The organism is Bradyrhizobium sp. CCBAU 051011, assembly GCF_009930815.1.
Classification (GTDB): domain Bacteria; phylum Pseudomonadota; class Alphaproteobacteria; order Rhizobiales; family Xanthobacteraceae; genus Bradyrhizobium.
The window spans coordinates 3,667,465-3,692,545 of record NZ_CP022222.1 but is presented as its reverse complement, the minus strand read 5'-3'; the positions used below and the strand labels follow the sequence as shown (position 1 = coordinate 3,692,545).

Genomic DNA, 25,081 nt, shown 5'->3' with positions numbered 1-25,081 from the left:
ATTGGGCTGGCGTAGGCCCGGCCCGGCGTGGCAATGTGATTAACGAATCCTTGTCTGTGTGGAGTAACCATTCATGATCGAGCCGATCATGTATCTGGCGATCGGTTTTCTGGTCTCCATGCTGTTCGGTCTGATGATCGTGCCGCTGGTGCACAACCGGGCGGTGCGGCTGACGACGCGGCGGCTCGAGGCGGCGACCCCGCTGTCGATGGCCGAAATCCAGGCCGACAAGGATCAGCTCCGCGCGGAATTCGCGATGTCGGCGCGGCGGCTCGAAATGAGCGTCGAGCAGCTGAAGAACAAGACCACCAGCCAGCTCGCCGAACTCGGCAAGAAGAGCGACGCGATCAACCGCATGAAGATCGAACTCGGCGAAAAGAACGCCACGATCTTTGCGCTCGAAGCGCGCGAGAAGGCGATGAAGGAGCAACTCCGCGCCACCGAAGAGGAATTTGTGGCCAAGACCGAGCTGTTGCGCAACGCCGAACAGGCGCTGACCGATAAGCAGGCCGAACTCGGCAGGATCAATACCGAACTGAACGACCGATCGATGATGGCGGACAGCCGCCAGGTCGAGCTGGTCGCAGTGCGCACGCAGATCGAGCAACTGAAGGGCCGCGTCGGCGACGCCGAAAAGGAATTTTCGACGACGCAGGCTCGCCTCGCCCAGGAGCGCGCCGATTCCGAGCGCGCGACGCACGAACTGACGGAAGCGCGCAGCCGCGTCGAAAATTTGAGCCAGCGCGTCACCGATCTCGACCGGCAATTGATCGTGCAGGTCAAGGAAGCCGAGATGCTCGGCAACCGCGTCAACGACCTCGAAGCGCGGCTGGCGACGCAAGGCAAGATGCTGGCCGAGCGCGAATACGAAAACAATCAGCTCAGGCAGGCGAATGAAAACGCAGAGCGCGCCGCGCGAGAACTGCGCGAGGAGATCGCAGGCATGAACGGCGGCAAGTCGCCGACCGTGGAAAAATTGCGAACCGAGAAGGCGGCGCTGGAAGAACAGCTCCGGACCGCCCGCGACGAGCGCGCGAAGCTCCAGCGCGAAATCAACGCCATCCAGCAACAGGCCGAAAGCTCCTGGCAGACCGAGCGGATGGAAAACGCGCTGCTGCGCGAGCGCATCAACGACATAGCCGCGGAAGTCGCCAAGCTCGCCATGCAGCTCGAAGGACCGAATTCGGCGATCGAGGCGATGCTGGCGGCGGAACCTGACGTGCCGAAAGTGCCGGCCAAGCCCGCCAACGACGTCACCGGCGCGACGGTCGCCTCGGAAGGCGGCGGCACGCTGGCAGAGCGCATCCGCGCGTTGCAGTCGCACGCCTCCCGCGCCCGCCAGCAGGGGGCGTAAATTCCCTCAGATTGGCGCGGAAACACGACGCTGTGCACGACTGATCGCTTGACACTAGGGGCCCGTCCTTCGTAAATCGCGAGCTCTGACAGGGCCTGTTGTTCGCCCACATTTCCCGGACGCATAGCTCAGCGGGAGAGCGTTCCCTTCACACGGGAGAGGTCCAAGGTTCGATCCCTTGTGCGTCCACCACCTGCCTTCGACCGCAGGTCAATCCCGCCAGCACGACGCAGCATTGAGAACGGTGACCTTCCCCTCCACTATGGAGCGCCAGATGATCCCGATTGCGTATCGATCGCGCTCGCTCGTGTACTCTCATCGCTGCCTGAAGGATTCGGCCACCACGCTTCGTTCGGCAGATGATGCTGCCTGATCGTCGCGGTTTTGTGTGACGCGGCAATATGTGCTTGGCGGCGCCCGGACCCTAGACCAGAGAGATAAAGTCCCTGTGCAGAACAGTTGGTCTTTTGGCGCCGTCGAACAGCACGGTGATGCCGGTGGTACGGGGACTGACGTGGACAACGATGCCAGTCCGGCCAGCCAGCTCTGGGCATCGATCGGCTCCAAGCGCGCTCATCTTAAAGCGCGTGCCGACAATAATTTTGCCGGTTTCCTGAACCATCATCAAAGCTATTCAATAAGTGAAACGAAGCGTCTGCACTGATGCGGCAAGGTAAGAGCGTGATTCGGGTTACATTGAGACGAGCTTGTGGCGCGGAAGCGTAGTGCGCTGCAGCATCGGTCACCTGCATGACTTGGCCATTCCATACGGGAAAGCCCGCCTGACCCATCCGCCGATGCAGGAAGGCAACGCGTCGGCCGAAAGCGATTCCGGCGAAATAATCTCGTTGGTTTTTTCCGGCCCCTGACGAATTATTCCCGGCAGCGACTTGAGAGGGGGGAGATCATGGACTTATTCCTCGGCGAGAAGGTCGCCGTTTTGGAAAGCGAGACGACGCACAAGACCTGCCGTTCCTGCGGTGAAAGATTGAAGCTGGTTCGAACGATGATCAACTCCCACACGGGCTCCATCGTCCACATGTTCGAATGCCGGTGCGGGGAGCGCACGTGGGATGATTAGAGAATAGGCCGAAGCGAGGTTGCAATCCTCGATCGCAAGCTTTCGGGGGCAAGGCTTCGACCGTAGCTTGACGCCGTCGGCAAGCCGCAAGAGAGTCCCCGAGTGGTGCCGCCAACCCTTTTGATTGTGCATCCACCATTGCTCGGTTGCCCGCATTGCTATGTTGCCCGTCGCGTTTGCAGCCAGTCCTTTTGACGAAGCGATTGCCAGTTAGCAGATGACCGCCCAGAAGATCGTCATGACATCGTCACCCTTGCCGGCGGCGCGGTTGGGTTGTTCGCACCAATCGGCTTCGTCAGATGGCTGCTGCGTACCGACCCTGAAGAGGCCGGCATTCTAACGCTGTTTTTCTTTCCGGTGTGGTGCTGGTGCTTGGCCTGTAGATCGGCCGCAAGTCGGGGCTGCTCGTGACCGGCGGCAGGCGGGTCGCGCCGAAAGCTTAAGTCAGATCCCCAGCACCCAGATCGCGACGATGGTGCCTAGCGTCGCTAGCCCGCTGATGGTCCATCCGGTTGCGTAGGAGATGTTGTCGTCGTCGCCGGTGCCGCGCATTTCGTCGGGGCCGGTGCTTGCTGACCGCCACTGCATGGCATTGCTCCAGAAGCCTGCCTGCAGCAATAACGTCGGTCCCTGGTTCCCGGTTCCACGCTATTTGGCGACCGTCGGAGAGACGGCGCGCCAGTCTTCAATTAGACGAAGGAAAGCCGGCGTGCATCGGCCGGTGCGATCTCGTTTTCGTCGCCGACGATGATGGTGACCTTCCACCCCTCGCTGGCCCAGACCCGCGCTTTGGCGACCGCCACCAGCATGCTGCTCCGGTCCATCCTGACGGTCTCGTCCTTGCGCTCCGCCACGATCCTGTACGCCATGCCACTCCCCCTACGCCGGTATTACTACGGGGGAAGTTTCGGTTACCGCTTTGGCCGCAATTTGCCGACAATTTGTCCAATCGGGGGCATGGCTAACGGCCGAAACGCGGTTTTGACGGCTGGTTTGGCCCTATTTGGCGGCTTTTCGTACCGGAAGCTCCGGTTTAGTCACGCCGTCGAGCCCGGTCAGGATCAGGACGGTCAGCAGCGCGTTCTGCGGGCCGTACCAGGCATTGGTCGGCTTGTACCATTCATTGCGCGAGTGCCAGTTGCCGCCCTCGCCGCCGCCGCCGATGGTGACCGCCGGGATGCCGAGCGACATCGCAATGTTGGAATCGGTCGATGAGCCGGCGAAGGTCGGCCGCGGTCCCTTTGTGACGGCCGCCACCGTGCGCTGGGTGGCCTGCACGATCGGCGAATCCATCGGCACGATGCCCGCCGGGCGGTCGCCGATCAGCTTTGCCTCCACCGTCATTTTGTCGGACTTCCAGCGCGCGTTTTCATCCGCCACCGCTTCCTTGACGAACTCGAGCAGCCGCGCCTCGAGTTTCAGGAGTTCTTCGGTCGAGTTCGAGCGCATGTCGACTGTCATCCGCGCTTCCGCCGCGATGGCGTTGACGGAGGTGCCGCCGGTCACGGTACCGACGGTAAACGTGGTCTTGGGATCGGCGGGCGGCTGCAGCTCCGAGATCTTTGCGATCGCCCGGCCCATCGCATGCGTCGCGCTAGGCAATCCGAACTCCTGGAATGAGTGCCCGCCGGGGCCCTTGAAGGTGAACTCGTAGCGATGGCTGCCGGTCGCCTGGTTGACGACCCGCGTAATGCCGAGCCCGTCGATCGAAATGAAGCCGTCGATATCGGTGTGATCGCGGAACAGCGCCTTCACGCCGCGCAGATTGCCGAGTTCTTCTTCACCTACCGTGCCGACGAACAGGATGTCGCCGACGGTCGCAATCTGGTTTTCGTTCATCACCTTGATCAGCGACAGCATCGCCGCAAGCCCGCGCGAATCGTCGCCGATGCCGGGCGCGACGATCGCACCGTCCTTCTCCTTCACGGTGACGTCGGTGCCTTCGGGGAATACCGTGTCGAGATGCGCCGATACCACGAGCTTGGGCCGGCCGCCGCCGCTGCCCTTGCGCAGCGCGATCACATTGCCTTCTGCGTCGATCGAAGCATCCTTGAAGCCGAGCTCCTGCATCCGCTTCTGATAATATTCGGCGCGGACTTTCTCCTTGAACGGCGGCGCCGGGATTTCGGTGATGCGCTTTTGCTCGGCAAAGGTCCGCTCGTCGTCGGCCTTGATGTCGTCCAGCGTTTTGACGATTTTGGGATTGGCCAGAATGGCTTCCAGATCCGGCGCGGGAGCCGCCTGCGCCCGAGCCTGCTGCGTCAACGCATGCTGCGCGACGGCGACGAATGCGATGGCCAGGATCGATCGAGTAAATGTCATCACGCTTTCTCCGTTCGCGAGGCTATCCCGCGCTTAGTCCGGCATCCTTCAGCCGGCCTGCGAACCAGCCGGACAGGGCCTGGTCGTAAACGCCGCTGGTATAGACCTCCGACATCGTGACATGGGTTTTGCCTAGCGTCAGCAGCACGCCGATCCAGTAGGCGAACCACAAATGCGGATCGGTCAGCGCCCGCAGCTTGTGCTGGTCATGTTCGAGCGGCTGATGATTGGCCGCTTTTCGCACCTCGACCGCAAGCAGATTGTTGGGGATCGCGCGCTGGTGCACCACGATGTCGGGATAGATGGATTTCGCCAGATGATCGTCGGTCGAGACGGTCGAACCATGCGGCAGCCGCAGCGTGCGATCGCCGAGCCGGTCGTATTCGCAATCGATCTCCCAGCCAGGGAACTGCGGTTCGAAATGCACCGCCAGGCGATGCGTCAGTGCGCGTTCGCCAACGTCCTTTTCGAGCAGATAGGCCTCGCGCGCGTAGAACTCGTGAAGTGCGGTGACGACCTTGTTCAGTTCGGTCTGCATGGCGCCTCGGCATCGTCATTGCCCGCGACAAACGCGAAGCGTTTGCGCAAGGGAGCTCGCGACAAAATTGCAGAGCAATTTTGCGCTAAAGCGACGAAGCAATCCATCCGTCCACTTGTGGCGCGATGAATTGCTTCGCGGAGCCTGTCATCGAGCGCGCATTCGCGCGACCCGTTGGCTCGCAATGACGATTTCACAATTGCGGCATTCCGGCTAGTTCAAAACTTTCAGACGATTGTCACCTTACATCTGCACTTCGATCAGCCGCGGCCCCGGCTCGGCGACGGCTTCTGCCAGCGCCTTGTTGAAATCGTCGGCATTGGCGACCGCGCGCGCCGGCACGCCCATGCCCTTGGCGAGGGCCACGAAGTCGAGGTCGGGACGGTCGATCTTGAGCATGTCGAGCGCCCGCTGCCCCGGCTCGCCGGCACCGACGCCGTCGAATTCGCCACGCAATATCTGGTAGATCTTGTTGGCAAATACAATCGTGACGACGTTGAGGCCTTCGCGCGCCTGTGTCCAGAGGGATTGCAGCGTGTACATCGCGCTGCCGTCGCCGACCACGCAGATCACCTTGCGGTCCGGGCACGCCACCGCAGCACCGGTCGCGACCGGCGTCGAAAAGCCGATCGAGCCGCCCATGTTCTGCAGCCAGTCGTGCGGGGCGGCGGCAGCCGTCGGCGGAAAGAAGCCGCGGCCGGTGGTGACGGATTCATCGACCACGATGGCATTCTCCGGGATCGCCATTGCAATTGCCTGCGCGATCGAGGCGTGCGTCAGCGCGCCGGTCGGCTTGGCGAGTTCGACCGTTTTCTGCGGCTGCCGGTCGGCCGGCTGCGCGTGAAGCGCACCGGCCAGCGCTTCCAGGGCGGCGACGGAATTTTCGGCGCCCGTGGTCATGCGATGCACCTCGCAGCCTTGGGGCTTGAGCATGCTCGGCTTGTTCGGATAGGCGAAGAACGCGACGGGATCGTTGGCCTCGACCAGCACGATGTTCTTGAAGTCTTTCAGGATCGGCAGCGCCTGCTCGATCACGTAGGGGATGCGGTCGATCGAGAACCGGCCCTTGCCGCGCGCCATGCGCGGATTGTAGGTCTGGCCCATTACCTTGCAGCCGGTCTTGCCCGCGATCTGGGCCGCCAGCGCCAGCCCGTGCTCGGTCAGCGCGCTGCCGGTCATCAACAGCAGCGTCGACGCGCCGCCGTTGCGCAGCACTTTGGCGGCGTTGTCCACTGCCTGCGCGGAATAACTGGCGCGCTGGTTGTCATCAGGCACCTGTGCGATGCCGTCGGCCTCGTTCCAGGCGGTATCGGCGGGCAGGATCAGGGTGGCGATCTGCGCCGGCGAGCTCTTGGCGGCGGCGATGGCGGCAGCGCCGTCGGCGGCGACCGACTTGGCATCCGGCGAGGTCCGCACCCAGGATGACATCGGCCGCGCCAGCCCCTCGATGTCAGACGTCAGCGGAGCGTTGTACCCGATGTGATAGGTCGCGTGCTGGCCGACGATGTTGACGATGCCGGAATTGGCCTTCTTGGCGTTGTGGAGATTGGCAAGCCCATTGGCAAGACCGGGCCCCAGATGCAAAAGCGTCGAGGCCGGCGTACCCTTCATGCGGTAATAGCCGTCGGCGGCGCCCGTCACCACGCCCTCGAACAGCCCGAGCACGCAGCGCATCCCCTCGACCCGGTCCAGTGCGGCGACGAAATGCATCTCCGAGGTGCCGGGATTGGTGAAGCAGACGTCCACCCCGCCCGCGACCAATGTCCGCACCAGACTTTCCGCACCGTTCATGCTCTCGTTCCCTTCGCGATCTTTTTTGAGGAGCCGCTGACGATCAATCATTGTTCACACATTTCGTCAAAGGTTTAGCGGAACAATGCAGCCATCGCGTAGGGCATGTTGCCTTTTTTAACCGCGGCGATTGAAAATGGCTGTGGTCACAGGCTCGTTGGTTGCACGACCGCCGCAATTATGGCCTGTGTCCTCTCATATTCAGTTTTTTTCGCGAGGAAGAAAAAGATGACCCGGGCTTTTGCTTTGCTGTTTGCGGCGCTGACCATGCTGGCCGGGGCCGGCCAGGCGCAGGCCCAAGGTTTATTTCAAGGTTTCTTTGAAGACTCGCGCGACATCATGGGCGGCGGCCCCGGTTTCTTCCGGCCCGGCATGCCCAGCGGATCGAGCCCGATCCCGCGCACGACTGTGATGTTTAACGCCAATTACGCCCCCGGCACGATTTACATCAACACCGCCGAACGCCGGCTCTATCTCGTGCTCGGTAACGGCCAGGCGATACGCTATGGCATTGGCGTCGGCCGGGACGGCTTCCGCTGGAGCGGAACCCACCGCATCAGCGCGAAGCGGGAATGGCCGAGTTGGACCCCGCCGGCCCAGATGCTCCGCCGCCGTCCCGACCTGCCGCGCCATATGCGCGGCGGCATCGACAATCCGCTCGGCGCGCGGGCGATGTATCTGGGATCGACGCTCTACCGCATCCACGGCTCCAACGAGCCCGAGACGATCGGACAAGCGGTCTCCTCCGGATGCTTCCGCATGACCAATGAGGACGTGACCGATCTTTACAGCCGCGTCTCCGTCGGCACGCCGGTCGTCGTGAAGAACTAGACTCTCGCTGCAGGAACCCGCGACGATCATGCGCGCAAGCGCGTGATCGGGACTTTCTGGTCTTGCACGCACGCGCCGATTGCTGCAGCGTCGTTCGAATGCGCACGCTCCGCCGATTCCTGCATGTACGGACGCTAGCGGCTGCCCTGAGCGCCGCAGTACTCGGCGGGATCTTGCTGCCGTGCACGGCGTTCGCCGACCTTCCCGCCATCGCGCAGCGTCAACGCAGCGAGAAAAGGATCTTTACCGATAACGAGATCGTCGAAGGCTTTCTCAAGATCGCCTTTGGCGCCGAGTATCATCTCGCCGGCCGCGTCGACCGCATCCGAAAATATGACGGGCCGGTGCGGGTGTTCGCCGACGGTGCCCGCGCCGACCGCAAGGCGCAGCTTGCGAAAATCGTGGCCGACATCGCCGCGCGCGTTCAGCACCTCGATATCGCCATGGCCGCAAGCCTCGAAGACGCCAATGTGCAAGTCAAGCTGGTGCGCGATCGCGATCTCCATCGCACCATCGCGACCTTCTACGGCAGCGAACGGGCGCGCGAGATCCGCTCCTCACTCGACCCGCAATGCCTGTCCGGCTTTCGCAAGAACGAGAAGTTCGAAATCGAACACTCCGACGTGATCCTCACCGTCGACAATGGCGACTTCGTCTTCTTCGACTGCGCCTATGAGGAATTGCTGCAATCGCTGGGACCGATCAACGATACGGCGAGCGTGCCCTGGACCATGTTCAACGACAATGTGTCGATGGGCTATTTCGACGTCTACGACCAGTATCTCCTCAACCTGCTCTATGATCCCCGGATCAAGCCCGGCATGACCGTGCAGGAGGTCAAGGCGTTGCTGCCGGACGTGCTGACCGACGTGCGCGCCTGGGTGCGCAAGGTCAACAACCTGCCGCAGTGAAGGGCGCGGCCAAACTGCCAATGCGCAGATTCATCGCAGAGCGGTGCCGGCTGTAACCGGGCAAAAGCTGATGACTATTTTGCGGAGTAGGTCACCGCTTCTATTTTATGACCGTCTGGATCGCGGACGAAGGCTCCATAGTAGTTGGCATCGTAGTCTGGCCGCAGCCCCAGCGGACCGTCGTCGCGACCACCGTGCTCTAGTGCCGCTGCGTAGAATCGATCGACCATGGAACGGTCTTCCACGGCAAAGGCGATGTGAGTGCCATTGCCAACGGTTGCAGGTCTTCCGTCAATTGGAACCTGAACGCTGAAGTGAAACGTGCCGCTTCCGTAACCCAGTCCACCCTCATCCTCGGCCATTGGCACAATGCCGACGATGGGCAAAACGGCGTCATAGAAACGCTTCGAGCGCCCAACATCATTCGTCCCTACCGAAACGTGGTGGATCACAACAGCCTCCTTTTCAAACCTTGTTCGATAACGACAGCTTCCGCTGTTTGCTCCCTCAAAGCCGTCTTTCCGCTTCCTACCAAATTCGGTCGTTCCCGGTTTATGGGTCACGGCCTGGTCGCCTGCCTCACCCCATCATTGCCTGCGACAAAAGCGAAGCGTTTGTGCAAGCGAGCTCGCGACAAAATTGCAGAGCAATTTTGCGCTGAAGCGACGACTTGTCCGCCGAAGCTCGAAGGGCGAAGGCGGAAGCAATCCATCCTTCCGCAAGCGCGGAGCGATGGACTGCTTCGCGGGGCCTGTCATCACTGCGCGGCGCAAGCCGGGCGCGCATTCGCGACCCGTTGGCTCGCAATGACCGCCGAGAATTCTCGACTGTCGAACAAGGCGCAGACCGCGGCCGCAGCCAGGCCCTTCTGAATGCTTCGCGAGCGCCATCTGCACGACAGATTGAATAGCCCGGACGGAACAATTCGCCTTTATTCCCATGACAACGCAAAGTTTTATTTACGAAACATTGTGACTTCCAAGAGCAAATCCTGTTTAATGTTGGTTATGGGCGACTCTTATAAGTCTTTCAAATGAACGACCTGCCTCGGATCCAGGCCTTGCGCTGCTTCATCACCGTGGCCCGTGAAGGCACGGTGTCACGCGCGGCCACGCTGCTGCACCTCACCCAGCCTGCCGTCAGCCTGCAACTGAAGGGCCTGGAGGAGAATACAGGGCTGCAGCTTTTCAACCGGACGCCGGGCGGCTTTACGCTGACGGAAGCGGGTGCCGCCCTGCTGCCGCTGGCGCACCGGACGGTATCGGCCTCGGCGGATTTCAGGACGGCGGCGGATTCCTTGCGCGAATCGCTGCGCGGGACGCTGCGCGTCGGCACGATCCAGGATCCGGAGTCGATCCGGCTCGGCCCGTTCGTGCGAAGCCTCGCCACCTCTTCGAAGAAGACCGAAGTTTTCCTTCGTTACGGCATGACCGACGACGTGCTGGCCCAGATCGGCAGGGGCGAACTCGACGTCGGATACTATGTCGATGCCACACCCCCCGAATGCCTCGCGTCAGGGATACTGTCCGAGCGAGCCATCGACGACGGCAAATTTCAGCTCATGCCGCTGATGCGCTTCGATTATCGCGTGATCGCGCCTCGCGAATGGAGCGACAAGGTGATGGGCAAGGATTGGGGCGACCTCGCCGACCTGCCCTGGATTGCGACGCCGTATGACTCGGCGCATCGGCGGCTGCTCGACGACGTGTTCCGGCCGACGGGCTCATTGCTGAAGCGCGTCGCCTTCGCCGATCAGGAAGAGGCCATGATCGACTTCGTCGAATCCGGCGACTGTCTCAGCCTCGCCCGCGTCTGCGTGCTCGACCGAGTCGCGCCGAAACGGAATATCGTCGTTGCCGACAAGGTGACGCTGACCTGCGACCTCAGCTTCGCCTGCCTGGCGTCGCGGCGCCACGAGTCGATGATCTCGCAGGCCTTCTCGGCCATGCAGGCGGTATGGGACCTGAAGCCCGCGGGCGCCGCGTCCGCGCCGATCGAGGCGGCAAGGTCGCGAAAAAGCGCCCGAAGGTAGCCGGCATCAGATCTTGGCGCTGCAGATCGATTTGAGCGCCTTCCACTCCTCGGCCGAGAGCAGCGGCGGCCTGCCGGCCGGCGGATCTTGCCGGCTCATCCGCGCCAGCCGATCCTCGCTCAGGGGGTGGGTGGAGATAATGGAAAGGCCCTTGCCTTCCTTTCCGGTCACCCGAAGCAGCAGTTCTCCGGCCGGCTTCGCCGGCCGGCCAAGCCGGTGCATGACGTCGATCGCAAAGCTGTCGGCGCTATGCTCGGCCTCACGCGAATGGGATGACGTCACCAGCGTGCGCGAGCCGAAGATCAGCGCGCTGGAGCCGGTGATGTCGCCGAACAACAGCCCGATCAGGAATGAACTACCACCGTCGTGGATCAGCTTGCGCATGCTGTCGCGATGCTTGAGATGGCCGAGCTCATGGGCCAGCACGCCGGCGATCTCGTCGGCGTTCTCGGCCTTCGCCAATAGTCCGTCGAACAGATAGACCTTGCCGCCCGGCAGCGCGAAGGCATTCGGAATCGAACTCGACAGCACGCCAGACTGCACCGACGTGTCGAGGCCGGCGGCTTCGCGAATCTGTGTCACGAGCTTGGTGAACGCCTTCTCCCCCGCGGGGTTGTCACAGACCTTGGCATCGAAGATCTTCTTGATCTGGCTGTCCGCGACCTCGCCGAGCCGCCGCTCGAACGCTTCGGGCACCAGCGGCGTGAGGCGGTCGGCCAGCAGCGGCAACCCGAACAGCACCACGGCAACGATCGATACCGTCGCCGCGATCGACCAGCCGACGATGGTGGCGACGCCGCGACGGCCGATCATGTGATCGTCGATGCTGCCGCAGCGCGCGACGAGCTCGCTCGCAAGGCCGGTATCGCGAACCTCGAGCCGCGCCAGCGCAGGCGCAGCCTGGCAGCTCACGCGCAGCACGCCAGTCGGACTATCGGCGCGGCGGATGTCGGCATAGGCCCACGCCGCCAGCGTTTGCTCGCCCTCGACGATTTCGAGCCGGTCGGCAAGGCGAAGCGTCACGGTGCGCCGTCGGCTCGACGCGCCGTCGAAATAGGCCGCCGAACCGTCGAGGATCTGTGTTGCAGGAACTGACGCTTCGCTATTCATGGCGACACCGAAGCCTTAAAAGCCGCCAACATCGAGGCCGTCGGCAAATCCTTCGCCGAGCGCGTTGGCCATCTCGCCCCGCGCGGCAACGTTGGCGGCCGCCTCGATGCCGCTGATATTGACCGAGCCGAGCACCCTCACCCAGAGGTCGCGTACCAGATAGACCCGTATTACGATATTCATCGCCAGTGCAAATGCCAGGTAGCCGATGCCCATGAGCGCAAGCAGCGGGATACTTTTGGCGAATTCCTGCGACGTGAAGAATTCGCCGAATGCATCGCCGCTCATGCTGGCGACCAGCGCCGCCGCCAGCGCCAGATAGACCGAGAACGCCAAGCCGAGCACCACGATCCAGCCGATGACTTTCCAGTACAGGCCGATCAATGCGCTCTTGGGCAGCGACGATTCCAGGCGCACGTCGCCGAACCGGATGCCCGAGAGCCACCAGCGCCATTCGATCGCCTTGAAGGCCCCATAGATGAACGGCGCGATCGGGTACACAACAAACGCGATCGGCGCGAGCAGCCACAGCCACCAGCCGCGCTTGAAGAACTCCCAGCCCCGCCCCTCGAAACTGCCCTGCAGGTCGCCGTAGAAGGAATGGCGCATCTTGTAGCGCTCAAGCGCGGCCGTGCGCCACGGCAGCGCCAGTCCAAGGGTCACCGCCGACAACAGGCCCCACAGCGATGCCAGCAAGGCGTATTTCCATCCCGAACCGCTCATCCAGAACCGCACGCCGCGCCACACCGTGCGCGTCAGGCGATAGCGCCGCGCGCGGTAGATCGCGAACTGCCCGAAGATGTAGAAGAAGGCGACCAGCGGAATACTGGCAAACGCCTGGATATGCTCGGCCTCAAGGCCGGCGAGAAAATAGGCGAGATAGACCGGCACCAGGATCGCCAGCGCAACCAGAAATCCGATCAGCAATTCCTTGCCGCGGCCGGTGTATTCGGCGGCATCGCCGTCGACCAAGGTGTTGGCCCAGAGATGCCGGCGGATATCGGTGAGCAGCCAGAAGCGATAGAAGCCGAGGGTAACGAATTCGAGGCCTGCGCCGCGCTTGACCAGATGAAAAAAGTCGCCGCGGCTGCCGGAAAACGCCACCGGCATCGGCGGCGGCACGGGCATAGGCGGCGGTGGCGGCACCTGAGGGGGCCAGCTCATCTGGTTCATGATTCAACTCCAGCGCGACGGTGGCGGATCAAACCACAAAATCATCGGCCGGTGTGTGACCCAGGTCCCACAATGAGTTCCTATAGTGCGTGAACTCTTAAATCGAGATTGAGGAATATGGCTCGATCCAAGTCCGCTTTGCGGCGGTTTGCGGACTGAAACCGAACATCACATGAAAGTCCGCCAAGCAAAAAGCGGACTTAATCGGCTTTCGAGCGTTCGATTTCCGTTAGGTAAGCGGCCCACTCAAATTCAAAGGGCCCGAGACCGAGCTTAGAAGCGGTATCCAATCCATTTTCGTACGCGAAATCAGACCACTGCACGCCAAGCTCAGTTCGTGAAACACGGGCAGTAATGGCGCCACAAGCGAAATCGCCGCACTCCGGGCAAACAAACAGAGCCACACGGTGACCGCCGACAGGAACATCCGAAGTCAACATAGCAGCCGTTCTACTATTGATTTGCCGAGCCTCTTCGCGTTCGAACTGCGGATTCGAAAGAGATCCGCACATATCGTATTTGAATGCTTGAGTGGCTTCGAAGAGAGATACTCCATTGACCACGAAATCAAATGAGTACCGTTCCCGCTTCTGAGGACTGGCGCTACCAATCCGATGAAGGGCCGCAACTTCTAGCTGATCCGTCATTCTGGCTCGCTCTGCGACTCTCTTGTGCGCTGCGATTAGTGTCGGCATTGTGAGTTTAACAAGCTGGCGTCCCAGGCAATATGAAATACTCGCATAGCGCCTTGCCTTCATCAGCGCGCATTGGATTTGGTGATGCGCACGTAAATCTGGGCGCTACGCTGTTTTCTCGAACAGTTCCCGCCCGATCAGCATGCGGCGGATTTCGCTGGTGCCGGCGCCGATCTCGTAGAGCTTGGCGTCGCGCAGCAGCCGGCCGGTCGGATAGTCGTTGATGTAGCCGTTGCCGCCGAGAAGCTGGATGGCGTCGAGCGCGCATTGCGTGGCTTTTTCCGCGGCGTAGAGAATCGCGCCCGCGGCGTCCTCGCGCGTGGTCTCGCCGCGGTCGCAGGCCTTTGCCACCGCGTACACATAGGCGCGCGAGGCGTTCATGGTGGTGTACATGTCGGCGATCTTGCCCTGCACCAGTTGGAACGTCCCGATCGGCTCGCCGAACTGCTTGCGCTCGTGGACGTAAGGCAGCACCACGTCCATGCAGGCCTGCATGATGCCGATCGGGCCTGCCGCCAGCACCGCGCGCTCGTAGTCGAGGCCGGACATCAGCACGTTGACGCCGCGGCCGACCTCGCTCAGCACATTCTCCTCGGGGACTTCGCAATCCTCGAACACCAGTTCGCAGGTATCGGAGCCGCGCATGCCGAGCTTGTCGAGCTTTTGCGCAGTGGAAAATCCCTTCATGCCCTTCTCGATGATGAAGGCGGTCATGCCGCGCGGGCCGGCATTGGGATCGGTCTTGGCGTAGACCACGAGCGTATCGGCCACCGGGCCGTTGGTGATCCACATCTTGTTGCCGTTCAGCACAAAGCGGTCGCCCTTCTTGTCGGCGCGGGTCTTCATCGAGACCACGTCCGAGCCGGCGCCGGGCTCCGACATCGCCAGCGAGCCGACATGCTCGCCGGAGATCAGTTTCGGCAAATATTTGCGCTTCTGCGCCTCGTTGCCGTTGCGGCGGATCTGGTTGACGCAGAGGTTGGAATGGGCGCCGTAGGACAGGCCGACCGAAGCTGACGCCCGCGACATTTCCTCGAGCGCGATGCAGTGCTCGAGATAGCCGAGGCCGGCGCCGCCATATTCCTCCTCGACCGTGATGCCGTGCAGGCCGAGTGCGCCGATCCTGGGCCACAAGTCGCGCGGAAACTGATTGCTGCGGTCGATCTCTTCGGCGCGCGGCGCGATCTCGTTCTGGGAAAAGGCATGCACGGTCTCGCGGATCGCATCCGCAGTCTCGCCGAGGTCGAAATTGAACATTCGTTGCGCGTTGGGAATCATGGCCGCCTCCCGGCGAATTAAACGTTGTTTCAAACAGACTTATGCTCCGGGCCTGCGCTTGTCACGCGGCGAAATGCATCGGGACCGCCAAGGTCGGCAGCTAGTCGATGCGGCCAAATGCACCCAACTCGCCCTTGCGCCGGGGGCCGGGTCGAGATGTAATAGGGTAAAACATCGCCCGCTCGGCATGCTTCGCGTGGGTAGAATTCAGGGAGAGCCACCCATGCACGGAACCGTCGATCTCGCCAGCGATTCCCAACTGCGAACCGCGCATGATGCGGCTCAGTCCATGCCGCTGGCGGATTTCGACGTCAGCAATCCCGAGCTGTTCAAGACGGATTCGTTCTGGCCGTATTTCGACCGGCTGCGCCGCGAGGAGCCGGTGCACTACTGCAAGGACTCGATGTTCGGGCCGTACTGGTCGATCACCAAGTACAACGACATCATGGACATCGAGACCAACCACGCGGTGTTTTCGTCGGCAGCTTCGCTTGGCGGCATCACCATCCGCGATGTCGCGCCGGACCTGCGCCGCGAAAGCTTCATCGCCATGGACCAGCCGCGCCACAGCGCGCAGCGCAAGACGGTGGCGCCGATGTTCACGCCGACCCATCTCGACGAGCTCGCGATCAACATCCGCAAGCGCTCCGCCGAATGCCTCGACAATCTGCCGAGAGGTGACGTTTTCGACTGGGTCGACCAGGTCTCGATCGAGCTCACCACGCAAATGCTCGCCGTGCTGTTCGACTTTCCCTGGGAAGACCGCCGCAAGCTGACGCGCTGGTCGGACGTCGCCACGACGCTTCCCGGCCCCGGCGGCCTCGTCGCCACGGAGGAAGAACGCCAGGCGGAGTTGATGGAATGCGCGACCTATTTCGCCAGACTGTGGAAGGAACGCATCAACCAGCCGCCGAAGAGCGACCTGTTATCGATGATGGCGCATAGCGACGCTACGCGCGACATGGACCCGAAGAACTTCCTCGGCAATCTGATCCTTTTGATCGTCGGTGGCAACGACACCACCCGCAACACCCTCTCCGGCAGCATCTATGCGCTGAACAAGAATCCGGACCAGTATCGCAAGCTGCGCGACAACCCCGACCTGATCGACAGTTTCGTGCCCGAGGTGATCCGCTGGCAGACGCCGCTGGCGCATATGCGCCGCACCGCGCTCGAAGACATCGAATTCCGTGGGCGCCAGATCAAAAAGGGCGACAAGGTCGTGATGTGGTACGTCTCCGGCAACCGGGACGAGGACGTGATCGACCGCCCCTACGACTTCATCATCGACCGCGCCCGCCCCCGCACCCACCTTTCCTTCGGATTCGGCATCCACCGCTGCGTCGGAATCCGCCTGGCGGAACTACAACTAAGGATTATCTGGGAAGAAATCCTCAAGCGATACGATAATATTGAGGTGATAGCCGAACCGAAGCGGGTATATTCGAGTTTCGTCAAAGGCTACGAGACCCTGCCGGTCCGCATCGCCGGCTAACCCTTTGGACTCTATCGGGATTATTACCAACATGAACGTCCAGACCTCAATCAAAGCCGACAAGAAAGAGCTTCTGCGCGCCGCGCGCGAAGAGGCCTATTCGACCCCGCTGAAGGACTTTCATCCCGGTGCGCCAAAGCTGTTCCAGAACGACACCCTGTGGCCGTGGTTCGAGCGGCTGCGCAAGGAAGAGCCGGTTCACTACTGCGAGAATTCGCCGATCGAGCCTTACTGGTCGGTGACCAAGTACAACGACATCATGCATGTCGACACCAACCACGGCATCTTCTCCTCCGACTCCACGCTCGGCGGCATCTCGATCCGCGACGTGCCGCCCGGCTACGACTATCCGAGCTTCATCGCGATGGACCAGCCGCGGCATTCGGCGCAGCGCAAGACGGTGTCGCCGATGTTCACGCCGACCCATCTGGACGAGCTGGCAAAACTGATCCGCGAGCGCTCGCAAAAGGTGCTGGACGATCTGCCGCGCAACGAAACCTTCAACTTCGTCGAGCGCGTCTCGATCGAGCTGACCACGCAGATGCTGGCCACCCTGTTCGATTTCCCCTGGGAAGAGCGGCGCAAGCTGACGCGCTGGTCCGACGTTTCGACCGCGCTGCCCAAGAGCGGCGTCGTGGACTCGCCGGAGCAGCGGCGCCAGGAAATGGACGAGTGCTACGCCTATTTCTCAAAGCTCTGGAACGAGCGCGTCAACACGCCGCCGAAGAACGACCTGCTGTCGATGATGGCGCATAGCGACGCCACGCGGCACATGGACCCCGATAATCTGATGGGCAACATCATCCTTCTGATCGTCGGCGGCAACGACACCACGCGCAACACCATGAGCGGCTCGGTGCTGGCGCTGAACGAGCATCCGGACCAGTACCAAAAGCTGCGCGACAACCCGGCCCTGATCGACACCATGGTGCCGGAAGTGATCCGCTGGCAGACGCCGCTCGCCCATATGCGCCGCACCGCGCTGACCGATACCGAGATCGGCGGCAAGAAGATCAAAAAGGGCGATCGCGTCGTGATGTGGTACGTCTCGGGCAACCGCGACGAGGAAGGCATCGAGCGGCCCGACGAATTCATCATCGACCGCGCCCGCCCGCGCACCCACCTTTCCTTCGGATTCGGCATCCACCGATGCGTCGGCATGCGCCTTGCTGAATTGCAATTGAAGATCGTGTGGCAGGAAATGCTCAAGCGCTTCGATCGCATCGAGGTGGTCGGCGAGCCGAAGCGGGTCTATTCCTCCTTCGTGCGCGGCATCGAGCAACTGCCGGTCCGCATTCCCGGATGAGTGCCGAGCTCAATCCGCCCGAACTGGCGGAGGCGATCAACGCCAAGGGCTTTCCCGGCGCCGCCGGTATCCGCATCGTTGCCATCAAGCAGGGCTATGCCGAGATCGCGCTGGCGCGCCGCGACGACCTGCTGCAGTTCTTCGGGCATTTTTTCGGCGGCGTCATCACCTCGCTCGCCGATCATGCCGCAGGAATCGCCATCACGTCCGCTCTCCCCAAGGGCAAGATCGGCGTCACCGTCGAGCTCAAGGTCAACTTCCTCAGCCCCGCCGACGGCACGGAGCTGATCGCCCGCGCCAAGACGCTGAAGATGTCGGGATCGATCGGCGTCGCCACCGTCGAGCTGTTTTCGAAGAAAGAAGGCGCCGAGACGCTCTGCGCCTTCGGTACCGCCACCATGCGCGCGATGGATCTGCCGGCCGAGTTGCGGCCGCGCTAGAAGCGCAAACCTATAAATCCTAGATGGTCGGTGGGCGTCTGCCTCGGTGCGCATCCCGCACTCAAGTCAGACATTGCGTGAGGTCCGAAAAGAGCCAAGAGCGGCCCCGCGGTAGTGGTGGCGTCCGATATGGAACACTTAGCGGACGAGGACGTTCCACGATAGCTTTGGAATCGCGGGTAAAATCCGGTCATCAGCCGCGCTGGACGGCCCGTTGCTGATCTACGATAATAGCGTGACCGCGCAGCAACGATGCTGACCCGCCCGGTCCGCGTTACCGATGGGCTGATCCATATGGCAGAGAGCGGTTTTCACGGTCAGAAGTGGAAAGAGCTTCTGCACCTTCAGAATACACCGTCATCGCTGATCACGCGGTCGGTGCGAGGTGTCGAGGTCGCAGCCACTGAAACGCGCGATGACAATCCCGTTCCGGGCCTTTGCGGCGCCATTCTGCCCGAAGATGCCTACATCTTTAGCTTGAAATTTCGCGATTATCCCAACTGCGAATACTGGGAGCGTGGCAAGTGCGTGGCCAAACCCGATATCCGCGCAGGCCAGACGTATGTATACGACATGAAGTGCGACCCGCGCTATGTGATCGATAAGCCATTTCACTCCCTCAATTTCTATGTTCCGGCCTTGGCTCTCAACGGTATCGCAGAGCAGTTCGGCGTGCGGCGTGTCGATCAACTCGACTATCAGTTCGGCACCGGCTTTCACGACCAGGTTGTACATCACATCGGCGCATCGCTCTTGCAGGGATTGCGCCGTCCATCCGAAGCGAACCAGCTTTTCGTCGATCACATGATGCTTGCGCTCACAGCGCATGTCGCGCAGGCGTATGGCGGACTGCGAAACATCAAACCGCTATGCGGCGGCCTTGCTCCGTGGCAGGCGAAGCGGGCCTGCGAAAGGCTCGAGTCCGATCTCAGCGGGAAACTTACGTTGCAAGAAATCGCGGCTGAGCTGGACCTCTCGGTTAGCCATTTTGCTCGAGCATTTCGGACGTCTGTCGGCCTGCCACCACATCAATGGCTCCTTCGCCAACGCGTCAGCGCGGCCAAGCAGTTGATGACCGTCCATGGCTTGTCACTTGCTGAGGTAGCGATATCGGCCGGGTTTGCCAATCAAAGCCACTTTACGCGGGTATTCTCGAGCTTGGTTGGCGTCAGCCCGGGCGTGTGGCGTCGCGAAGCAGAGGGCGCCCGGGAAAGTGAAACGTAAGCTAGAACGCTGAAATGTCGGGCTCAATCGGCGTTGCCACGTCGAGTTGTTTTCGAAAAAGAAGGTTCCCAGACGCTGTCCGCCCTCGGTACCGCCACCATGCGCGCCATGGATCTTCCGGCCGAGTTGCGGCCGCGCTAGGCATGCTGCTTGCAAACAAGGCGTTAGGAGTTAATCGTGAGCGCCAATAGAGCGAAGAAACTTGCGGTGATCGGACGTGGTCTGATCGGGGCGGCGGCTGCGCGTCATTTGTGCAAAATGGGCCATGATGTTGCGCTGATTGGGCCCGATGAGCCGGCCGATTTTTCGCGCCATAACGGCGTCTTTGGCAGCCAATACGATGAGGGTCGGATCACGCGCATTTTCGATTCCGAGCCATTTTGGAGACAAATGAACCGTGCCGCGATTTCACGCTACGGCGAGATTTCAGCGGAAAGCGGCGTGGAATTCTACCGGGAAGTCGGCGTGCTTCACGTTGGCCCTGGCGAAAGAAGCGACGTCGCTTCGGTTGGCAAAATCGCCGCTGAAGCCGGGATCTTTTGTGAAGCGTATGATGGGACAGGGCTCGCGGAGCGATTTCGGTTTCTGGGATTTACGGCGGGAATGCAGGGCTATTTCGAGCCCCGGAATGCCGGATACATCAGCCCGCGCCGCTTGGTCCGGGCGCAGACGATCGCGGCGGAGCGCGCCGGAGCTCGGATCATCGACGAACCTGCTCTGGGGATTTCGGAAAGCGGTTCTGGTGTGACGATCCGGACCAGATCGGGCGATGTCGAGGTCGAGCGCGTTCTCGTTGCAGCAGGCGGGCATACCCAATCACTGCTCGGTCAATCAATGGGTTTTACGGTCTATGGGCGTACCGTGGCGCTGTTTCGGCTTGGCGCGGCGGAGGTTCAACGCCTGGCCGGAATGCCGTCGATGCGCTGTATCGAGCCCAAGGGCGAGAATCCCTATATTCTGCCGCCAATCCCCTATCCGGACGGCCAAACCTGGTTAAAGCTCGGCGGTGATCCGGTCGATCTTCCGCTCGAAAGCGAGGCGGATATCAAGGACTGGTTCAGATCGGGCGGATCGATTTCCGTGGCTGATGGGCTTGAAGAGCAGATCCTTGCTCGTATTCCCGGTCTGGATTTTGAAGAACGCCGCGTCGTGCCTTGCATGACCACATTTGGCAAAACAGGCCTTCCCTGCATCGGGCCGCTTTCGGAGTGCGTCACCGTTGCATTCGGCTGCTACGGGAAGAGCGCGAAATGTTCGGACGAACTGGGTCGATTAGGCGGCATGGCGCTGCTCGGTGAGGTCAGAGCAGAGCTAGCACCCTGATTCAGTTGTAGAGGCGACCTCCGTTGACACAGTTGGATGGCGACACGACATACCCCGTACCGTCGACTGAGCTCACTGCCGAGGACGAAGATATGGACGCGCCCCGCAACATCGATCCCGTTCCCGCCGATTCCGACAACGCAGTCGTGCACTGGCTGACAAACGAGACGCGCGATCAGCGCTTCATCGACAATATCTTCGCCGAGCTGTGCGTGCGGCTTCAGCGCGCGGGCATTCCCCTCAAGCGGGCGACGCTTCATCTGCTGATCTACCATCCGCAATGGCTTGGCGCCCGGATCACCTGGGCGGATGGGATGCGCGAGGCGGAGATTGAAAGGGTCGACTACGATGTCAGGGAGCGATCCGAATACATCGGCAGTCCCGCCAACGAAATCCATGACGGCACCACCGAGGTGCGCGAGAACCTCGAACGCGATCCCGCGCTGGGCCGCCAGCACGCCCTCTATGACGAGATGCGGGCGAAAGGCCTCACCGACTATGTGGCCTGGCCGCTGTACCATACGCTCGGCAAGCGGCACATCGTGACCTTCGCGACCGACCGGCCCGGCGGTTTTGACGACGCGCACATCGCCGGCCTACGGAAGCTGTTGCCGGTTCTGGCGCTGGTCAGCGAAATCCGCATGAAGAACCGGTTGGCGCGAACACTGCTCGAAACCTATGTCGGATCGCATGCCGGCGAGCTCATCCTGGCCGGCGCCACCCGTCGCGGCAGCGGCACGACGGTGCGCGCCGCCATCATGATCTGCGATCTGCGCGAGTTCACGAAGATCTCCGACAACTGGCCGCGGGATGACGTCATCGATCTTCTCAACAGCTATTTCGACGCGATGTCGGAGCCGATTGCGCGGCATGGCGGCGAAATCCTGAAATTCATCGGCGACGGCCTGCTCGCCATCTTTCCGCTCAGCCAGCCGTCAGCCTGCGCCAATCTGCTGCGCGCCGTGACTGATGCCCGTCAGGCCATGATTGCCCTGAACGAACAGAACGGAAAGACCGGTCGTGCGCCGCTGAACTACGGCATCGGCATCCACGTCGGAGACGTCATGTACGGCAATATCGGATCGCGCACGCGGCTCGACTTCACGGTCATCGGACCCGCGGTCAACATGGCTTCGCGGCTGGAGGCGCTCACCAAGCAATTGGGCCGGACGGTGCTGCTGTCCAAGGCGTTCGCCGAGCTGGTCAAAAGCGATTTCGATCTCGAACGCGTCGGCGAACATCCGGTGCGCGGCTTCAGCGAGCCGATCGAGCTGTTTGCGTATCACGGCTGAACGCCGAGCTGGCACCGGTGACTGGTTTTCGGTCTGAGCTTTGGGTCAAAAGTGGCTTGGGGCGGCTCGGAGTCTAACTCAAAATCCAGCCAACAAAATCAGGCGCTGTTTCCACCACGTCATGCCCGGGCTTGTCCCGGGCATCCACGTCTTTGCTTCAATCAATCAAGAAAGACGTGGATGGCCGGGACAAGCCCGGCCATGACGAAAGGCGCCGTAAACGCGGCCCCTCGCCCACTTCAATATGTGGGGCGCAACGGGCTTGCTTCAAGACCCCACTCATCCCGTACAACCGCCACCCGAAGCCACAACCTACGGGGTCACGAAATGAGTGCATTGATCGATCATGCGGTGGTGATCACCGGCGGAGGTCCGACCGGGCTGATGCTGGCCGGCGAGCTGGCGCTGGCGGGCGTCGATGTTGCCATTGTCGAGCGGCGCCGTGACCAGGAGCTCGCCGGCTCGCGCGCCGGCGGGCTGCACTCCCGCACCATCGAGGTGCTCGATCAGCGCGGCATCGCCGATCGGTTCCTGTCGCAGGGACAGGTGGCGCAGGTCGCCGGCTTCGCCTTGATCCGTCTGGACATCAGCGACTTTCCCACCCGGCACAATTACGGGCTCGCGCTATGGCAGAACCATATCGAACGCATCCTCGCCGGCTGGGTCGACGAGCTTTCGGTGCCGATCTATCGCGGACGCGAGGTGACTGGTTTTGCGCAGGACGACACCGGCGTCGACGTCGCACTTTCCGACGGGAAGTCCTTGCGGACGAACTATCTCGTCGGATGCGACGGCGGCCGCAGCCTGATCCGTAAATCAGCCGGCATCGATTTCCCCGGCTGGGATCCGACCACCAGCCATTTGATCGCCGAGGTTGAGGTCGCCCGAGAGCCGGAATGGGGCATCCGCCACGACGCCAGCGGCATCCATGGCTTGAGCAGGATGGAGGATGGGGGGCCGGTGCGGGTCATGGTGACGGAGCAACACCTTGGCTCCACCAGCGAACCTACCTTGAGCGATCTGAGCGAGGCGCTCATCGCCGTCTACGGAACCGACTATGGGATCCACAGTCCGGCTTCGATCTCCCGCTTTACCGATATGACCCGGCAGGCGGCGTCCTATCGCAAGGGGCGCGTGCTGCTCGCCGGCGACGCCGCGCATGTGCACTACCCCGCGGGAGGACAGGGCCTCAACACCGGCGTGCAGGATGCGGTGAATCTCGGATGGAAGCTGGCCCAGGTGGTCAAGCAGACCTCGCCGGAAAGCCTGCTGGATAGCTATCATGCCGAGCGCCACCCGGTCGCGGTGCGCGTGCTGCGCAACACGATGGCGCAAGTCGCGCTGATGCGTCGCCCCGACGAGCGCGTCAAGGCCCTGCAGGACACCATGTCCGACCTCCTCGGCATGGACGAACCGCGCAAACGGATCGCCGCGATGATCTCCGGCCTCGACATCCACTACGATCTCGGCGAAGGACATCCCCTGCTCGGCCGCCGCATGCCCGACCTCGACCTGATCACAGCAAACGGCCGGCTCCGGACCTTCACCCTGCTGCACGATGCCCGGCCGGTGCTGCTCAACCTCGGTGAGCCCGGCACCCTCGACATCACGCCGTGGGCGGAGCGGGTACGGCAGATCGACGCGCAATATGCCGGCACGTGGGAGCTTCCGGTGCTTGGCGCGGTCGCGGCTCCCAGCGCCGTGCTGATCCGGCCCGACGGACATGTGGCCTGGGTTGGAGACCAGGCTCAGTTGGGGCTGGCTGACGCGCTGACCATGTGGTTCGGACCGCCTGTCGCGGCGTAGCGGTGCGAAGCCGCGCGCGGCCTCTCGAATGAAGATCAGTCGAGTGCCATTCAATCCCGGCGTGCCGCTTCCCAATCTTTTGCGGCCTTCACCAGTTCTTCGAAAGCTGCGCCGCTTTCGAGCAGCGCACGTTTGAGCGCGGGATCGAGTGGCTGTTCATTGCCGGCGTCGTCGAGCGGCATCCTGTCTGCGCGCACCGTCTTCAACAACCGGGCAATCTCGCCTGCCGCGTGGGCGGGTGTGTGCAACAGCAGCAGCCGGCGCATCGGCATCGGGTTGTTCGGCACGTGACAATTATCGCATTGCGCGTCGCGCATCCGCAGCGCCAGCGTCCTGTAGGTGGTGTCGAGCTCTGCCAGATAGGGATTGTCGTGCCGGAACAAGCCGTCGAACAGCGTCACGCGCGGCTGGATGCGACCCTCCTTGTCCATCCACATCCATTTGCCATCGAATTTGGGCCATATCAGTTGCGTGGCGACAACGGGGTCGCCGCTACCCCGCTCGGTAAATTGCCCGATGACGATCTTCGCGGTCTTTGGATTGACCCAGAGCAGAACCGAATTCACGGCCTGATAAACACTCCACTTTTCCTCTTGGTGCCAGAAGGGATAGGGAAACTGCCCGGGCGATAGCAGGTTGCGGAACCCTGCTCGCAGACGGATCAGGTACAATCGCTCGCGCTCGACATACTCGGTGCTGTACTCGCCGCTGTACATGAACAGCGAGAGATACAGGCCGGCAATCACATCGGGTGCGAACTGCGTGAGATTGGTGTTTTCGAGCGCTACCGTGGCGTCCTGATTCCGGCGGCCCCACAGCAGCCGCGGCGCGAGGCTGCGCCGCAACGCGGAGTCGCCGAACAGGCTGCGCCGGCATCGGTCGAAGGCTGCCTGGTCCGACGGTGAAGCGGGCGGACAGACTTGCTGCAATTCGAGTGCGACCTCGGCAGCCATCCGCCCGACCTGGTCGTTAAGGTCGGGCAGATCGTCGTCGATGCCAGCGGCGTCTGCGGCGAGGAAGGCGGTGAGCAGCAGCGCGCCGCCGGTCATCAGGCGCCTTGTGATGGCGCCGAACATGAG

Annotated in this window: 23 protein-coding genes and 1 tRNA gene; 13 read left to right on the top strand and 11 right to left on the bottom strand. The window is 62.1% G+C overall.

The annotated features are described in order from the left end of the window. Nucleotides 1-73 precede the first annotated feature (73 nt). From ACH79_RS17425 to ACH79_RS17415, 3 genes are all read left to right on the top strand, one after another. A complete protein-coding gene (locus ACH79_RS17425; RefSeq protein ID WP_161852086.1) occupies nt 74-1,354 on the top strand; it encodes a hypothetical protein in 1,281 nt (426 codons plus the stop codon). Nucleotides 1,355-1,471: 117 nt separating this feature from the next. Next, nucleotides 1,472-1,546 (top strand) — tRNA-Val (locus tag ACH79_RS17420). Between the two features lie 322 nt (nt 1,547-1,868). Beyond that, nucleotides 1,869-2,018: a hypothetical protein gene (locus ACH79_RS17415; protein WP_161852085.1), complete on the top strand. Its 150-nt coding sequence runs from the start codon at nt 1,869-1,871 to the stop codon at nt 2,016-2,018. 861 nt (nt 2,019-2,879) lie between these two features. On the opposite strand, the gene ACH79_RS42990 is transcribed toward ACH79_RS17415, so the two are convergent. From ACH79_RS42990 to ACH79_RS17395, 5 genes are all read right to left on the bottom strand, one after another. Further along, nucleotides 2,880-3,023, bottom strand: a complete 144-nt coding sequence (locus tag ACH79_RS42990; protein ID WP_202639260.1) for a hypothetical protein — start codon at nt 3,021-3,023, stop codon at nt 2,880-2,882. 101 nt (nt 3,024-3,124) lie between these two features. Then, complete coding sequence (locus tag ACH79_RS17410; RefSeq protein WP_141686714.1) at nt 3,125-3,304, bottom strand: hypothetical protein; 180 nt, start codon at nt 3,302-3,304, stop codon at nt 3,125-3,127. Between the two features lie 130 nt (nt 3,305-3,434). Beyond that, nucleotides 3,435-4,757 carry a M20/M25/M40 family metallo-hydrolase gene (locus ACH79_RS17405; RefSeq protein ID WP_161852084.1) on the bottom strand — a complete coding sequence of 441 codons (1,323 nt, stop codon included), beginning with the start codon at nt 4,755-4,757 and terminating at the stop codon, nt 3,435-3,437. Nucleotides 4,758-4,779: 22 nt separating this feature from the next. Beyond that, on the bottom strand, nt 4,780-5,295 hold the full coding sequence (locus tag ACH79_RS17400) for a hypothetical protein (protein WP_161852083.1): 516 nt from the start codon (nt 5,293-5,295) through the stop codon (nt 4,780-4,782). Between the two features lie 243 nt (nt 5,296-5,538). Then, nucleotides 5,539-7,086 (bottom strand): acetolactate synthase large subunit, encoded by a 1,548-nt coding sequence (locus tag ACH79_RS17395; protein WP_161852082.1) that lies wholly within the window; start codon nt 7,084-7,086, stop codon nt 5,539-5,541. A gap of 228 nt (nt 7,087-7,314) precedes the next feature. Here ACH79_RS17395 and ACH79_RS17390 point away from each other — a divergent pair, with 228 nt between their 5' ends. After that, nucleotides 7,315-7,917 carry a L,D-transpeptidase gene (locus ACH79_RS17390; protein ID WP_161852081.1) on the top strand — a complete coding sequence of 201 codons (603 nt, stop codon included), beginning with the start codon at nt 7,315-7,317 and terminating at the stop codon, nt 7,915-7,917. 98 nt (nt 7,918-8,015) lie between these two features. Beyond that, the gene (locus tag ACH79_RS17385) at nt 8,016-8,828 is read left to right on the top strand and encodes a DUF2927 domain-containing protein (protein ID WP_161852080.1); all 813 of its coding nucleotides are present in this window, start codon (nt 8,016-8,018) and stop codon (nt 8,826-8,828) included. Nucleotides 8,829-8,902: 74 nt separating this feature from the next. Here ACH79_RS17385 and ACH79_RS17380 read toward each other — a convergent pair whose 3' ends face one another. Then, nucleotides 8,903-9,391 (bottom strand): VOC family protein, encoded by a 489-nt coding sequence (locus tag ACH79_RS17380; protein ID WP_246738576.1) that lies wholly within the window; start codon nt 9,389-9,391, stop codon nt 8,903-8,905. A 470-nt stretch (nt 9,392-9,861) separates the two neighbouring features. Here ACH79_RS17380 and ACH79_RS17375 point away from each other — a divergent pair, with 470 nt between their 5' ends. Continuing rightward, a complete protein-coding gene (locus ACH79_RS17375; protein WP_161852079.1) occupies nt 9,862-10,860 on the top strand; it encodes a LysR family transcriptional regulator in 999 nt (332 codons plus the stop codon). 6 nt (nt 10,861-10,866) lie between these two features. Here ACH79_RS17375 and ACH79_RS17370 read toward each other — a convergent pair whose 3' ends face one another. From ACH79_RS17370 to ACH79_RS17355, 4 genes are all read right to left on the bottom strand, one after another. Continuing rightward, a complete protein-coding gene (locus ACH79_RS17370; protein ID WP_161852078.1) occupies nt 10,867-11,970 on the bottom strand; it encodes a M48 family metallopeptidase in 1,104 nt (367 codons plus the stop codon). A gap of 15 nt (nt 11,971-11,985) precedes the next feature. Then, the gene (locus ACH79_RS17365; RefSeq protein ID WP_161852077.1) at nt 11,986-13,143 is read right to left on the bottom strand and encodes a DUF898 family protein; all 1,158 of its coding nucleotides are present in this window, start codon (nt 13,141-13,143) and stop codon (nt 11,986-11,988) included. A 200-nt stretch (nt 13,144-13,343) separates the two neighbouring features. Further along, nucleotides 13,344-13,790, bottom strand: coding sequence for a hypothetical protein (locus ACH79_RS17360; RefSeq protein WP_161852076.1), 447 nt, complete (start codon nt 13,788-13,790; stop codon nt 13,344-13,346). A gap of 153 nt (nt 13,791-13,943) precedes the next feature. Beyond that, nucleotides 13,944-15,116, bottom strand: coding sequence for an isovaleryl-CoA dehydrogenase (locus ACH79_RS17355; RefSeq protein ID WP_161852075.1), 1,173 nt, complete (start codon nt 15,114-15,116; stop codon nt 13,944-13,946). A 223-nt stretch (nt 15,117-15,339) separates the two neighbouring features. Between ACH79_RS17355 and ACH79_RS17350 the strand changes: the two genes are divergently transcribed. The 7 genes from ACH79_RS17350 to ACH79_RS17320 all read left to right on the top strand — a co-directional run bounded on the left by ACH79_RS17350 (nt 15,340) and on the right by ACH79_RS17320 (nt 24,002). Next, nucleotides 15,340-16,611, top strand: coding sequence for a cytochrome P450 (locus ACH79_RS17350; RefSeq protein ID WP_161852074.1), 1,272 nt, complete (start codon nt 15,340-15,342; stop codon nt 16,609-16,611). Nucleotides 16,612-16,642: 31 nt separating this feature from the next. Then, a complete protein-coding gene (locus tag ACH79_RS17345) occupies nt 16,643-17,917 on the top strand; it encodes a cytochrome P450 (RefSeq protein ID WP_161852073.1) in 1,275 nt (424 codons plus the stop codon). Further along, nucleotides 17,914-18,357 (top strand): PaaI family thioesterase, encoded by a 444-nt coding sequence (locus ACH79_RS17340; RefSeq protein WP_161852072.1) that lies wholly within the window; start codon nt 17,914-17,916, stop codon nt 18,355-18,357. Before ACH79_RS17345 ends, ACH79_RS17340 begins: the two co-directional genes overlap by 4 nt. A 294-nt stretch (nt 18,358-18,651) precedes the next feature. Next, on the top strand, nt 18,652-19,581 hold the full coding sequence (locus ACH79_RS17335) for an AraC family transcriptional regulator (RefSeq protein ID WP_161856414.1): 930 nt from the start codon (nt 18,652-18,654) through the stop codon (nt 19,579-19,581). 177 nt (nt 19,582-19,758) lie between these two features. After that, complete coding sequence (locus ACH79_RS17330; protein ID WP_161852071.1) at nt 19,759-20,904, top strand: FAD-binding oxidoreductase; 1,146 nt, start codon at nt 19,759-19,761, stop codon at nt 20,902-20,904. A gap of 92 nt (nt 20,905-20,996) precedes the next feature. Beyond that, a complete protein-coding gene (locus ACH79_RS17325) occupies nt 20,997-22,196 on the top strand; it encodes an adenylate/guanylate cyclase domain-containing protein (RefSeq protein WP_161852070.1) in 1,200 nt (399 codons plus the stop codon). A gap of 327 nt (nt 22,197-22,523) precedes the next feature. Further along, on the top strand, nt 22,524-24,002 hold the full coding sequence (locus tag ACH79_RS17320; protein ID WP_161852069.1) for an FAD-dependent monooxygenase: 1,479 nt from the start codon (nt 22,524-22,526) through the stop codon (nt 24,000-24,002). 50 nt (nt 24,003-24,052) lie between these two features. Here the strand turns inward: ACH79_RS17320 and ACH79_RS17315 are convergent, their stop codons facing one another. Continuing rightward, on the bottom strand, nt 24,053-25,078 hold the full coding sequence (locus ACH79_RS17315; RefSeq protein WP_161852068.1) for a hypothetical protein: 1,026 nt from the start codon (nt 25,076-25,078) through the stop codon (nt 24,053-24,055). Between the last annotated feature and the right edge of the window lie 3 nt (nt 25,079-25,081).

Coding starts and splice junctions, on each gene's coding strand:
- ACH79_RS17350 (WP_161852074.1), top strand. CDS start 15,340: ATGCACGGAACCGTCGATCTCGCCAGCGATTCCCAACTGCGAACCGCG.
- ACH79_RS17425 (WP_161852086.1), top strand. CDS start 74: ATGATCGAGCCGATCATGTATCTGGCGATCGGTTTTCTGGTCTCCATG.
- ACH79_RS17395 (WP_161852082.1), bottom strand. CDS start 7,086: ATGAACGGTGCGGAAAGTCTGGTGCGGACATTGGTCGCGGGCGGGGTG.
- ACH79_RS17385 (WP_161852080.1), top strand. CDS start 8,016: ATGCGCACGCTCCGCCGATTCCTGCATGTACGGACGCTAGCGGCTGCC.
- ACH79_RS17375 (WP_161852079.1), top strand. CDS start 9,862: ATGAACGACCTGCCTCGGATCCAGGCCTTGCGCTGCTTCATCACCGTG.
- ACH79_RS17405 (WP_161852084.1), bottom strand. CDS start 4,757: ATGACATTTACTCGATCGATCCTGGCCATCGCATTCGTCGCCGTCGCG.
- ACH79_RS17400 (WP_161852083.1), bottom strand. CDS start 5,295: ATGCAGACCGAACTGAACAAGGTCGTCACCGCACTTCACGAGTTCTAC.
- ACH79_RS17325 (WP_161852070.1), top strand. CDS start 20,997: ATGGACGCGCCCCGCAACATCGATCCCGTTCCCGCCGATTCCGACAAC.
- ACH79_RS17355 (WP_161852075.1), bottom strand. CDS start 15,116: ATGATTCCCAACGCGCAACGAATGTTCAATTTCGACCTCGGCGAGACT.
- ACH79_RS17315 (WP_161852068.1), bottom strand. CDS start 25,078: ATGTTCGGCGCCATCACAAGGCGCCTGATGACCGGCGGCGCGCTGCTG.
- ACH79_RS17345 (WP_161852073.1), top strand. CDS start 16,643: ATGAACGTCCAGACCTCAATCAAAGCCGACAAGAAAGAGCTTCTGCGC.
- ACH79_RS17410 (WP_141686714.1), bottom strand. CDS start 3,304: ATGGCGTACAGGATCGTGGCGGAGCGCAAGGACGAGACCGTCAGGATG.
- ACH79_RS17360 (WP_161852076.1), bottom strand. CDS start 13,790: ATGACGGATCAGCTAGAAGTTGCGGCCCTTCATCGGATTGGTAGCGCC.
- ACH79_RS17370 (WP_161852078.1), bottom strand. CDS start 11,970: ATGAATAGCGAAGCGTCAGTTCCTGCAACACAGATCCTCGACGGTTCG.
- ACH79_RS17335 (WP_161856414.1), top strand. CDS start 18,652: ATGGCAGAGAGCGGTTTTCACGGTCAGAAGTGGAAAGAGCTTCTGCAC.
- ACH79_RS17340 (WP_161852072.1), top strand. CDS start 17,914: ATGAGTGCCGAGCTCAATCCGCCCGAACTGGCGGAGGCGATCAACGCC.
- ACH79_RS42990 (WP_202639260.1), bottom strand. CDS start 3,023: ATGCAGTGGCGGTCAGCAAGCACCGGCCCCGACGAAATGCGCGGCACC.
- ACH79_RS17365 (WP_161852077.1), bottom strand. CDS start 13,143: ATGAACCAGATGAGCTGGCCCCCTCAGGTGCCGCCACCGCCGCCTATG.
- ACH79_RS17390 (WP_161852081.1), top strand. CDS start 7,315: ATGACCCGGGCTTTTGCTTTGCTGTTTGCGGCGCTGACCATGCTGGCC.
- ACH79_RS17320 (WP_161852069.1), top strand. CDS start 22,524: ATGAGTGCATTGATCGATCATGCGGTGGTGATCACCGGCGGAGGTCCG.